Origin of the sequence: Streptomyces longispororuber (assembly GCF_024448165.1) — a bacterium.
Classification (GTDB): Bacteria; Actinomycetota; Actinomycetes; order Streptomycetales; family Streptomycetaceae; genus Streptomyces; species Streptomyces longispororuber_A.
Genome location: NZ_JAMOLN010000082.1, coordinates 12,574 through 25,053, shown reverse-complemented (window position 1 = coordinate 25,053; position 12,480 = coordinate 12,574). Strand labels below are relative to the sequence as shown.

Genomic DNA, 12,480 nt, shown 5'->3' with positions numbered 1-12,480 from the left:
CCAGTGGAGAACCTGATTGCGCTGCTGGTAGCGGCGCCACTGCTCGGAGCGGCCGTACTGCTGTGCGGCGGGCGGGCGTTGGACCGGGTGGGTCATCTGCTCGGGACCCTGCTCGCGGCCGGCTCCTTCGTCATCGCGGTCGTGCTCTTCTCCGACATGCTCGGCAAGAGCCCGGAGGACCGCACGTTCAGCCAGCACCTGTTCAGCTGGATCCCCGTCGAGGGCTTCCAGGCGGACGTCGCGTTCCAGCTCGACCAGCTGTCGATGACGTTCGTGCTGCTGATCTCCGGTGTGGGCACGCTGATCCACATCTACTCGATCGGGTACATGGAGCACGACGAGCGGCGCCGCCGCTTCTTCGGCTACCTGAACCTGTTCCTCGCGGCGATGCTGCTCCTCGTACTCGCCGACAACTACCTGCTCCTGTACGTCGGCTGGGAGGGCGTGGGCCTCGCCTCGTACCTGCTGATCGGCTTCTGGCAGCACAAGCCGAGCGCGGCCACCGCCGCGAAGAAGGCGTTCCTGGTCAACCGCGTCGGCGACATGGGCCTGTCGATCGCGATCATGCTGATGTTCACGACGTTCGGCACGTTCGCCTTCGGCCCGGTGCTCGACAGCGTCGGGGACACCTCGGAGGGCAAGCTCACCGCGATCGGCCTGATGCTGCTGCTCGCCGCGTGCGGCAAGTCGGCGCAGGTCCCGCTGCAGTCCTGGCTCGGGGACGCGATGGAGGGCCCGACCCCGGTCTCGGCCCTCATCCACGCCGCGACCATGGTGACCGCGGGCGTGTACCTGATCGTGCGCTCCGGAGCGATCTTCAACGCGGCGCCGGACGCACAGCTGGTGGTCACCATCGTCGGAGCGGTCACGCTCCTGTTCGGTGCGATCGTCGGTTGCGCGAAGGACGACATCAAGAAGGCCCTGGCGGGCTCGACGATGTCGCAGATCGGCTACATGGTGCTGGCCGCGGGCCTCGGCCCGATCGGCTACGTCTTCGCGATCATGCACCTGGTGACGCACGGCTTCTTCAAGGCGGGGCTCTTCCTCGGCGCCGGTTCGGTCATGCACGGCATGAACGACGAGGTGGACATGAGGAAGTACGGCGCGCTGCGCAAGTACATGCCGGTCACCTTCGTGACGTTCGGCCTCGGGTACCTGGCCATCATCGGCTTCCCGGGCCTGTCCGGCTTCTTCTCCAAGGACAAGATCATCGAGGCGGCGTTCGCCAAGGGCGGGACGGAAGGCTGGATCCTCGGCTCCGTCGCCCTCCTCGGCGCCGCGATCACCGCGTTCTACATGACGCGCGTGATGATCATGACCTTCTTCGGTGAGAAGCGCTGGCAGCCCGACGCCGAGGGCCACGAGCCGCACCCGCACGAGTCGCCCTCGTCCATGACGATCCCGATGATCGTGCTCGCGGTCGGCTCGGTCTTCGCCGGTGGCTTCTTCTCCATCGGGGACCGCTTCCTGAACTGGCTGGAGCCCGTCACCGGCCACGACCACGGGCACGCGCCGATCAGCGCGGGCGTGGTCACCGGCGCCACCATGGTCTGCCTGGTGATCGGTGTGGGCATCGCCTGGCTCCAGTACGGGCGCCGCGAGATCCCGGTCGTCGCCCCGCGCGGTTCGCTGCTCACCCGGGCGGCCCGCCGCGACCTGCTCCAGGACGACTTCAACCACGTCGTCCTGGTGCGCGGCGGCGAGCACCTCACGCGCTCGCTCGTGTACGTCGACCACACCCTGGTCGACGGGGTGGTCAACGGGACGGCGGCGTCGGTCGGCGGCCTCTCCGGCCGGCTGCGCAAGCTCCAGAACGGCTACGTGCGCTCGTACGCCGTCTCGATGTTCGGCGGTGCGGCGGTCATCGTCGCCGCGACCCTGCTGATGAGGGCGGTCTGATACCCATGTCCTTTCCTCTGCTGACAGCGACGGCGGTGCTCCCGGCCGTGGGAGCCATCGCCACGGCCGCCGTACCGGCGAAGCAGCGCACCGCGGCCAAGTGGCTCGCGCTGCTGTTCTCGCTCGCGACCCTGGTGGTCGCGGCAGTGGTCGCGGTCCGCTTCGACCCGACCGGCGACCGCTACCAACTGACCGAGTCCCACGCCTGGATCGAGGACTTCGGGGTCCGCTACGAGCTGGGTGTGGACGGCATCGGGGTGGCGCTCATCGCGCTGACCGCGCTGCTCATCCCGTTCGTGATCCTCGCGGGCTGGCACGACGCCGACCCGCAGGAGACCGGTGCCGAGTCCCTTGGCAGCTTCGCTGCGGGGCGGTGGCGGCCGACGCAGGGCTTCTTCGCCCTGATCCTGCTGGTCGAGGCGATGGTGATCATCTCCTTCGAGGCCACCGACGTCTTCCTCTTCTACATCTTCTTCGAAGCCATGCTCATCCCGATGTACTTCCTCATCGGCGGCTTCGGCGACCGGGCGGGCCCGCACGGCGAGAAGGAGGCCGCGACCCAGCGCTCGTACGCGGCGGTCAAGTTCCTCCTCTACAACCTCGTCGGCGGCCTCATCATGCTGGCGGCCGTCATCGGTCTCTACGTGGTGGCGGGCAGCTTCTCGCTCTCGGAGATCGCCGAGGCCCGTGCGTCCGGCTCGCTCGACATGGCGACGAACACCGAGCGCCTGCTCTTCCTGGGCTTCTTCTTCGCCTTCGCGGTGAAGGCCCCGCTGTGGCCGCTGCACACCTGGCTGCCGAACGCGATGGGGGAGGCGACGGCCCCGGTCGCCGTGCTGATCACGGCAGTTGTCGACAAGGTCGGCACCTTCGCGATGCTCCGCTTCTGTCTCCAGCTGTTCCCGGAGGCCAGCAAGTGGGCGACGCCGGTGATCCTGGTGCTCGCGCTCATCAGCATCGTCTACGGCGCGCTGCTCGCGGTCGGCCAGCGCGACATCAAGCGGCTGGTCGCGTACGCGTCGATCTCGCACTTCGGCTTCATCATCATGGGCATCTTCGCGATGACCAGCCAGGGCCAGTCCGGCGCGACGCTCTACATGGTCAACCACGGCATCTCCACGGCCGCGTTGATGCTGGTCGCCGGGTTCCTGATCTCGCGGCGCGGCTCGCGGCTCATCGCGGACTACGGAGGTGTGCAGAAGGTCGCCCCGGTGCTCGCCGGCACGTTCCTGATCGGCGGTCTGGCCACCTTGTCGCTGCCGGGTCTCGCGCCGTTCGTGAGTGAATTCCTGGTCCTGGTCGGCACGTTCACGCGCTACCCGGTCGTCGGCATCATCGCCACGTTCGGCATCGTGCTCGCCGCGCTCTACACGCTGGTGCTGTACCAGCGCACGATGACCGGCCCGGTGAAGCCGTCGACGGAGGGCATCGCGGACCTGCGGGTGCGTGAGCTCGCGGTCGTCGTCCCGCTGATCGGCGTGCTGATCTTCCTGGGCGTCTACCCGAAGCCGCTCACCGAGCTGGTGAACCCGGCGGTCAAGCACACCATGTCCGACGTCCAGAAGAAGGACCCGAAGCCGGAAGTGGAGGCGGCCCACAAGTGAGTACGCCAACCGTCCACAGCCTGTGGACAACTGCCGCCGAGCCGATCTCCAAGATCGACGCCCCGAAGATCGAGTACGCGCAATTGTCGCCGACCTTGATCGTCATCGGTGCCGCCGTCCTGGGGATCCTGGTCGAGGCCTTCGTCCCGCGTAAGTCGCGCTACTACGTCCAGGCGTTCCTGGCGATCGTCGCGCTCGCGGCCGCCTTCGCGGCGGTCGTCGGGCTCGCGGCCGGCGGGTACGGCACCACCAAGGCGCACATCGCGGCCATGGGCGCGATCGCCGTCGACGGACCGGCGCTCTTCCTCCAAGGGACCATCCTGCTGGCCGGGTTGGTGTCGATCTTCACCTTCGCGGAGCGGCGGCTCGACCCGGAGGTGCACGGCAACCGCGTCGACTCGTTCGCCGCGCAGGCCGCCTCCGTGCCGGGCAGCGACAGCGAGAAGGCCGCGATCAAGGCCGGGTTCACCACCACCGAGGTGTTCCCGCTCGCGCTCTTCGCGATCGGCGGCATGCTGGTCTTCCCCGCGGCGAACGACCTGCTGACGCTGTTCATCGCCCTGGAAGTCTTCTCGCTCCCGCTGTACCTGCTGTGCGCCGTGGCCCGCCGCAAGCGGCTCATGTCGCAGGAGGCCGCGGTCAAGTACTTCCTGCTCGGCGCCTTCGCGTCGGCCTTCACCCTGTTCGGCATCGCGCTGCTGTACGGCTACGCGGGCTCGGTCTCGTACGCCACGGTGGCGAGCGTCGTCGACGGCTCGGTGACGACCGTCGACCCGGCCCTCGCCGACACGATGGGCAACGACGCGCTGCTGCTCATCGGCATGGCGCTGGTCGTCATGGGCCTGCTGTTCAAGGTCGGCGCCGTCCCCTTCCACATGTGGACGCCGGACGTCTACCAGGGCGCCCCGACGCCGGTCACCGGCTTCATGGCGGCGGCCACCAAGGTCGCGGCCTTCGGCGCGCTGCTCCGGCTCCTGTACGTGGTCCTGCCGGGGCTGCGCTGGGACTGGCGGCCGGTCATGTGGGCCGTCGCCATCGTCACGATGCTGGCCGGTGCGATCGTCGCGATCACCCAGACCGACATCAAGCGGCTGCTCGCGTACTCGTCGATCGCGCACGCCGGCTTCATCCTGGCCGGTGTCATCGCCACGTCGCCCGACGGCGTCTCGTCCGTCCTCTTCTACCTGGCGGCGTACTCCTTCGTCACGATCGGCGCGTTCGCCGTCGTGACGCTGGTGCGCGACGCGGGCGGCGAGGCGACGCACCTGTCGAAGTGGGCGGGGCTCGGCCGGCGTTCGCCGCTGGTCGCGGCGGTCTTCGCGGTGTTCCTGCTCGCCTTCGCCGGCATCCCGCTGACCTCCGGCTTCGCGGGCAAGTTCGCCGTGTTCAAGGCGGCGGCGGAGGGCGGCGCGGGCGCGCTGGTCGTGGTCGGTGTGGTGTCGTCGGCGATCGCCGCGTTCTTCTACATCCGGGTGATCGTCCTCATGTTCTTCAGCGAGCCGAAGGCGGACGGTCCGACCGTCGCCGTGCCGTCGCCGCTGACCATGACGACGATCGGCGTGGGGGTCGCGGTCACGATCGTGCTCGGACTCGCCCCGCAGTACTTCCTGGACCTGGCGGGTCAGGCCGGGGTGTTCGTGAGGTAGCCGCCGACGGCGCGGTCACGGTCAGGGCCCGGTGTCCCCGAGGGGGCGCCGGGCCCTGATGCGTGCCGGGGGAGCGGCCGTGCGACGGGAGGGCCATGCCACGGGGGCAGGGGGCAGGTTGGTATGTGCCCGGCGGGAACGGGGCGTGCCATCGTGACGGCACGTGCGGAGCATCAGCATCCATCCCCCTCCCCTGGAGTTGACATGGACGGAACATTAGGCGGGTTTCCGGGCGGCGCACCCGGCGACGGCACGCACCCCGGCGACGGCACGCACCCCGGTGAAGCGGCCGACGCCCCGGTCTCCGGCGGCCGGTCAGGGCCCTCCCGCAAGACGGTCCTCAGGGCCGCGCTCGCGGTCGGCGCCGCCCTCCCCGTCGCGCTGGCGGGCGCGAGCACCCCCGCCCTCGCCCGCACCGCCAGGGACGGCGGGCCGGCACCGGACCTCACCCCGACCTGCGACGACGGCGACGACCCGACGCCCGAACAGATCGAGGGCCCCTACTTCAAGCCGAACTCGCCGCAGCGCACCTCCCTGGTCGACGCGAGTACCCCCGGCACCCGCCTGGCGCTGAGCGGCTACGTCTTCGGTCGTGCCTGCAAGCCGGTCACGGGCGCCCTCCTCGACTTCTGGCAGGCGGACGTGAACGGCGCGTACGACAACGTCGGCTTCACCTTCCGCGGCCACCAGTACACCGACGCCCAGGGCGCCTTCCGGCTCGCCACGATCGTGCCGGGCCTGTATCCGGGCCGCACCCGGCACATCCACGTCAAGGTGCAGGCGCCGGGGCGGCCCGTCCTGACGACGCAGCTGTACTTCCCCGGGGAGCCGCGCAACAACACCGACTCGATCTTCGACCCGCGCCTGCTGATGACCGTGCGGGACGCCGGCGCGGGCAAGGAGGCCGCCTTCGACTTCGTCCTGGACGTGGCGCAGGGGCCAGGACCGGGTGAGCCGCCCGGCGGCACCTGGGCGGTCGGCACGGCCTACCAGGCGGGCGACAAGGTCACGTACGGGGGCGCGGGCTACACCTGCCTCCAGGCCCACACCGCCCAGCCGGGCTGGGAGCCGCCGGCGACGCCCGCGCTGTGGCGGGTGGGCTGACGCGGTCCGTACGGGACGGGTGGGGTGCCGGGCCGCGTGCCCGGCGCCTCACCGGCCCGGCGCGGAGGCTCACCGTCCACGGGCCTGTGGATAACTTTCCGCGTTGTCGTCGGTGCCCCCTATCGTTGCTGCAGACGTCGAACCACGGCGCACGGGGGATCAGCGATGAATGGGACTGAGGTCATGAGCGAGGTGACGGAGCGCGGGGCCGACAGTGCGGCCCTCGCCACGCTCCACCGCGTGTTCGGGTACGACGCCTTCCGCGGTGAGCAGGAGGCGATCATCGAGCACGTGGTGAGCGGCGGTGACGCCGTCGTGCTGATGCCGACCGGCGGCGGCAAGTCGCTCTGTTACCAGATCCCGGCCCTGGTCAGACCCGGCACGGGCGTCGTCGTCTCACCGCTGATCGCGCTCATGCAGGACCAGGTGGACGCGCTGCGGGCGCTCGGCGTGCGGGCCGGGTTCATGAACTCGACGCAGGACTTCGAAGAGCGCCGCCTGGTGGAGGCCGAGTTCCTCGCCGGTGAGCTCGACGTCATCTATCTGGCGCCGGAGCGGCTCCGGCTCGACTCCACCCTCGACCTGCTCTCGCGCGGCAGGATCTCCGTCTTCGCGATCGACGAGGCCCACTGCGTGGCGCAGTGGGGGCACGACTTCCGCCCCGACTATCTGTCGCTTTCCGTGCTCGGACAGCGCTGGCCGGACGTGCCGCGCATCGCCCTGACCGCGACGGCGACGCACGCCACGCACCAGGAGATCACCCAGCGCCTCGGCATGCCGGACGCCAAGCACTTCGTGGCGAGCTTCGACCGGCCGAACATCCAGTACCGGATCGTCGGCAAGGCCGACCCGAAGAAGCAGCTGCTGAGCTTCCTGAAGCAGGAGCACGAGGGCGACGCGGGCATCGTGTACTGCCTGTCGCGCAAGTCGGTGGAGGCCACCGCCGAGTTCCTCTGCAAGAACGGCATCGAGGCGGTTCCGTACCACGCGGGTCTCGACGCGGGCACGCGCGCGCGGCACCAGTCGCGCTTCCTGCGCGAGGAGGGCCTCGTCGTCTGCGCGACGATCGCGTTCGGCATGGGCATCGACAAGCCGGACGTCCGGTTCGTCGCGCACCTCGACCTGCCGAAGTCCGTCGAGGGCTACTACCAGGAGACGGGCCGCGCGGGCCGGGACGGCCTCGCGTCCACGGCGTGGATGGCGTACGGGCTGCAGGACGTCGTCCAGCAGCGCAAGCTGATCAACATGGGGGAGGGCGACGAGGCGTTCCGCCGCCGGGCGTCGTCCCACCTGGACGCGATGCTGGCGCTGTGCGAGACGGCGCAGTGCCGGCGCTCCCAGCTCCTGACGTACTTCGGTCAGGAGGCGCCCGGCGCCTGCGGCAACTGCGACACCTGTCTGACGCCGCCGGAGACCTGGGACGGCACGGTCGCCGCGCAGAAGATCCTCTCCACGGTGGTGCGGCTGGACCGGGAGCGGCGGCAGAAGTTCGGCGCGGGCCAGATCATCGACATCCTGATGGGCCGGCGCACCGCCAAGGTCATCCAGTTCGACCACGACCAGCTCTCCGTCTTCGGCATCGGCGAGGACCTGGCCGAGGCGGAATGGCGGGGTGTGGTGCGGCAGTTGCTGGCGCAGGGCCTCGTCGCGGTCGAGGGCGAGTACGGGACGCTGGTGCTCACCGAGGAGAGCGGGAGCGTGCTCGGGCGGCAGCGCGAGGTGCGGTTCCGCAAGGAGGCGAAGCCGGCCACGGCCGCGCGGGCCTCGCGGGAGCGCCGGCCCAAGGCGGCCGCGGTCGAGCTGCCTGCCGAGCTCGTCCCCGTCTTCGAGGCGCTGCGGGCCTGGCGCGGCGCGCAGGCGAAGGAGAACGGGGTGCCGGCGTATGTCATCTTCCATGACGCCACGCTCCGCGAGATCGCTCTGCAACAGCCGACGTCCATGGGGCAGTTGGGCACGATCGGGGGTGTCGGAGAGAAGAAGCTGGCCACGTGGGGGCCGGGCGTGCTGGAGGTTCTCGGCGGGCTCGATGGTTCCGGTTCCGGTTCCGATGTGGGTTCCGTTCCGGATGAGCTGGGGCCGGAGCCGGAGCCGGGACCCGAGCCGGACTTCGAGCCCGAGCCGGATGACGTGGACTGGTAGGCGGGGCGTCTGCGGGGTTCCGTTTCGATCGCGGGTGCGAGAAGCCCCACCGGCCCGCAGCGGCCGACGAAACGGAACCCGGCAGACGGCAGTGCGTCGTCCTACCGGTGACCCACGACGCGGCCCGTGACCTCGCCCAGGCCGACCCGGACGCCCCCGGGGCCGGGGGCCCACGCGGTCATCGTCACCACGTCACCGTCCTCCAGGAACCCCCGCTTGCCGTCGGGGAGTTCGAGGGGGCGCTGACCGTTCCAGGTCATCTCGATCAGGGAGCCGCGCTCGTTCTCCTCGGTGCCGCTGATCGTGCCCGAGCCGTAGAGGTCGCCGGTGCGCAGCGACGCGCCGTTGACCGTCATGTGGGCGAGCATCTGGGCGCCCGTCCAGTACATGCCGGAGAAGGGGGGCTCGGAGATGACGTGGCCGTTGAGGGAGACCGTGATGCGCAGGTCGTAGCCCGCGGGGTCGTCCGTGGCGTCCGTGTCGTCCAGGTAGGGGAGCAGCGGGACCGTCCGCTCCGGCGGTGCCGTGCGGGCCGCGTCCAGGGCGTCGAGCGGCGTGATCCATGCGGAGACCGAGGTGGCGAAGGACTTGCCGAGGTGCGGGCCGAGCGGCACCGTCTCCCAGTTCTGGATGTCGCGCGCCGACCAGTCGTTGAGGAGGCAGATGCCGAAGACGTGGTCGCGGTAGGACGCGAGGGGGACCGAGGTGCCCTGCGCGGACGGCACGCCCACGACGTAGCCGACCTCCGTCTCGATGTCGAGGCGGACCGACGGGCCGAAGACCGGCGCCGGGTCGGCGGGGCCCTTGCGCTGCCCCGACGGGCGGACGACATCGGTCCCGGAGACCACGACCGTGCCCGCCCGGCCGTGATAACCCACCGGCAGGTGCTTCCAGTTGGGCTTCAGCGGCTCCTCGTCGGGACGGAAGAGGCGGCCCAGGTTCGAGGCGTGGTTCTCGGAGGCGTAGAAGTCGACGTAGTCCGCGACCTCGAAGGGGAGGTGCAGCGTCACCGAGGCGAGCGGGTGCAGGAACGGGCGGACCGTGTCGCGGTGCGCCGGGACCGTCACCCAGGCGGTCAGCGCGCGGCGCACGTCCGACCACGCCGTACGGCCCGCCGCCAGCAGGGGGTTGAGCGTGGGCTGCGCGAGGAGCGCGGCGTACGGGGAGCCGAGGGCCAGGGCCGCGGCGCCCGCGTCCAGGACGTGGTCGCCGAGGCGGACGCCGACCCGGCGCTCACCGTCGGGGCCCTCGGAGAAGACTCCGTAAGGGAGGTTGTGCGCACCGAAGGGGTCGCCTTCGGGGAGGTCGAGCGGGGTGTGCTCGGAGGTGCCGGCCATGCCTACCTGCCTCACTTTCCATCGAGTGCGGCACACGTTACGTGGGAGTCGCCCGTTCGGGCAGTGCCTAAAGAGTTCGCAATGTCCGAATGACCCGTTGATGGAGTGGTCAGTTCCGGCTTAGCGTCTATGTCCGGTGGGCGCGGACGGGGTGGGTCCGGGTCCGAAGGGGGACACGTGGGGGGACCCGTGGCCAGGAGTGCCGGCAGTGCTCGGAGCGGTGCTGGACGTATGCCGTTCGCCGTGGACCGGGACGTGCCGGGCCTCATTGTGAAGTTCGGCGACTATCCGCTGCACCACGGAGGAGTGGGAGCCATCCGCAGCCTGGGGCGTCTCGGCGTCCCCATGTATGCGATCACCGAGGACCGCTACACGCCCGCGGCGGCCTCGCGCTATCTGCACCGGGCCTTTCCCTGGCGGACCACCGGGGCGGAGGAGCCGGCGCGGCTCGTCGACGGGCTGCTGCGCGTCGCGCGCCGGATCGGGCGGCCGACCGTGATGATCCCGACCGACGAGGAAGCGGCCGTCCTCATCGCGGAGCACCAGGAGCCGCTGGCGGCGGCCGGGTTCCTGTTCCCGCGCGTGGAGCGGGAGTTGGCCCGCCGGGTGGCCAGCAAGCAGGGGCTGCACGAGCTGTGCGTGGAGCACGGCATCCCGTCGCCGGCCGCCGCGTTCCCCGGGTCGTACGCGGACATCGAGGACTTTGCCGCGAAGGCCCGCTTCCCGGTGGTCGCGAAGAACCGGGAGGCGTTCACCCGCCGCTCGCGGCCCGCCGTGAACGGGACCACGAGGATCGCCTCGCCGGACGGCCTGCGCGAGCTCGCCCGGGACTGGGGCGAGCAGCCCGGCGTGATCCTCCAGGAGTACCTGCCGCGCGAGGACGCCGAGGACTGGATCGTGCACGCGTACGTCGACCAGGACTCCACGCCGCTCGCCATGTTCACCGGCGTCAAGGTCCGCTCGTGGCCGCCGCACGCGGGCATGACGGCGAACGCGTACGTCGTCGACAATCCGGAACTCGCGGACCTCGCCGCGCGTTTCGTCAAACAGATCGGCTTCACCGGCATCATCGACCTCGACCTGCGCTTCGACCGGCGCGACGGGCAGTACAAGCTGCTCGACTTCAATCCGCGGATGGGCGCCCAGTTCCGCCTGTTCGAGAACGAGTCGGGCGTCGACGTCGTCCGTGCCATGCACCTCGATCTGACCGGCCGCGCCGTCCCGGAGGGGGAACAGCGGGCGGGTCACCGGTACGTCGTGGAGAACATCGACCTGCCGGCGCTGCTCGCCTACCGGCGCAGCGGATACACGACCCCGCACGCCCCGTCCCGCGCGAGCGGCACGGAGCTGGCGTGGTGGGCGGCCGACGACCCGCGGCCGTTCTTCACGATGCTCGCCCGGTTCGTTCGGCCCGGGGCGAAGCATCTCTATCAGCTGTGGCGGACCAATCGCCGCGGCAGTGCGACCGGTTCGGCCGCCGCCTAGCGGAGGCCGGGCCGGCACGAAGTAAGTGACGCTGCGTCGTCCTGGGGAGGGACTTCGTGATCCATCCGGTAGCTGTGATCGGGGCCGGTCCGTACGGCCTGTCGACCGCCGCCCATCTTCGGGCGCGCGGCATACCTGTCAGGGTCTTCGGTGAACCCATGGTGAGCTGGCGCTCGCACATGCCCGAAGGCATGATCCTCAAGTCGGTCCCGTCCGCGTCGAACATCGACGCGCCGCAGCGCGGCCACGACCTCGTCGACTACTGCGACGCGGCCGGCATCGAGCGGCTCGTCACGGACGAGGACCTGATCTCGGCCGAGACCTTCGTCGCGTACGGGGACTGGTTCCAGAAGAAGCTGGTGCCCGAGCTGGAGCGGGTCCGGGTGGTGTCGGTGGACCGGCGCGGCACGGCGGGCTTCGAGCTGAAGCTGGACTCGGGCGAGCAGTTCACGGCGCGCGCCGTGGTCGTCGCCACCGGTCTGTCGGGCCTGGAGTACGTCCCGCGGGAGTTCGCGGCCGCCGTGCCGGACGGACCCACCCCCACGGGCCCGCTCTCGCACAGCGCCCAGCACCACGACCTGTCCCGGTTCGCCGGCCAGGAGCTGATCGTGGTCGGCGCGGGCCAGTCGGCGCTGGAGACGGCGGCGCTCGCGGCGGAGGCGGGCGCGAGCGTGAAGGTGGTCGCACGGGGGAAGGGCCGGGTCCGCTTCGGGGCGCCGCCCTGGGACCAGCCGCGCTTCCGCCCGGAGACACCCTTCGGCCGGGCCTGGTCGCTGTACGCGCTCACGTACTACCCCCACCAGTACCGCCAACTGCCGCCACAGGCACGCCACTTCCTGGTCCGGCGGGTGCTCGGCCCGCTCGGCGCGTGGTGGCTGCGCGAGCGGTTCGAGGGGAAGGTGGGCGTGCGGGACGTCGCCGGGGTGGAGCGGGTGACCGTGTCGGAGGGCGCGCCGGTCCTCACGGTCCGTACGCACGGCGGCCGGCTCGACGACATCGCCGCGGACCACGTCATCGCGGCGACGGGATACCGCGTCGACCTGGCCGCGATGCCGTTCCTCGGCGAGGGCCTGCGCACCCGCCTCGCCACCAGCCGGGGCACCCCGCGGCTGGGCGCCGGCTATGTGTCCTCGGTGCCCGGCCTGTACTTCACGGGCATGCTGGGCGGTTCGTCGTACGGGCCGGTGATGCGGTTCGTGTGCGGCACGGAGTTCGCCTCGCCGCGGCTCGCGCGGCATCTGGCGGCGGCGCACGGCTAGTTCGCCG

8 protein-coding genes are annotated in these 12,480 nt (G+C 70.8%); 7 read left to right on the top strand and 1 reads right to left on the bottom strand.

Features of this window, described 5'->3' with window-relative positions; genetic code table 11:
* Positions 1–3: 3 nt before the first annotated feature.
* The 5 genes from nuoL (at position 4) to recQ (ending at position 8,392) form a co-directional block, all read left to right on the top strand.
* Positions 4–1,899, top strand: coding sequence for an NADH-quinone oxidoreductase subunit L (nuoL, locus tag M4J07_RS22805; protein ID WP_255974842.1), 1,896 nt, complete (start codon positions 4–6; stop codon positions 1,897–1,899).
* Between the two features lie 5 nt (positions 1,900–1,904).
* Positions 1,905–3,503 (top strand): NADH-quinone oxidoreductase subunit M, encoded by a 1,599-nt coding sequence (locus M4J07_RS22800; RefSeq protein ID WP_255974841.1) that lies wholly within the window; start codon positions 1,905–1,907, stop codon positions 3,501–3,503.
* Positions 3,500–5,149, top strand: coding sequence for an NADH-quinone oxidoreductase subunit NuoN (gene nuoN / locus M4J07_RS22795; RefSeq protein WP_255974840.1), 1,650 nt, complete (start codon positions 3,500–3,502; stop codon positions 5,147–5,149). Before M4J07_RS22800 ends, nuoN begins: the two co-directional genes overlap by 4 nt.
* Positions 5,150–5,353: 204 nt before the next feature.
* Positions 5,354–6,253 carry a dioxygenase family protein gene (locus M4J07_RS22790; protein WP_255974839.1) on the top strand — a complete coding sequence of 300 codons (900 nt, stop codon included), beginning with the start codon at positions 5,354–5,356 and terminating at the stop codon, positions 6,251–6,253.
* A gap of 165 nt (positions 6,254–6,418) precedes the next feature.
* Positions 6,419–8,392 carry a DNA helicase RecQ gene (gene recQ, locus M4J07_RS22785; protein ID WP_374215069.1) on the top strand — a complete coding sequence of 658 codons (1,974 nt, stop codon included), beginning with the start codon at positions 6,419–6,421 and terminating at the stop codon, positions 8,390–8,392.
* A 101-nt stretch (positions 8,393–8,493) separates the two neighbouring features.
* Here the strand turns inward: recQ and fahA are convergent, their stop codons facing one another.
* Positions 8,494–9,729: a fumarylacetoacetase gene (gene fahA, locus M4J07_RS22780; protein WP_255974836.1), complete on the bottom strand. Its 1,236-nt coding sequence runs from the start codon at positions 9,727–9,729 to the stop codon at positions 8,494–8,496.
* Between the two features lie 231 nt (positions 9,730–9,960).
* Between fahA and M4J07_RS22775 the strand changes: the two genes are divergently transcribed.
* Complete coding sequence (locus M4J07_RS22775) at positions 9,961–11,214, top strand: carboxylate--amine ligase (protein ID WP_255974834.1); 1,254 nt, start codon at positions 9,961–9,963, stop codon at positions 11,212–11,214.
* 56 nt (positions 11,215–11,270) lie between these two features.
* Positions 11,271–12,473, top strand: a complete 1,203-nt coding sequence (locus tag M4J07_RS22770) for an FAD-dependent oxidoreductase (protein ID WP_255974832.1) — start codon at positions 11,271–11,273, stop codon at positions 12,471–12,473.
* Positions 12,474–12,480 lie beyond the last annotated feature (7 nt).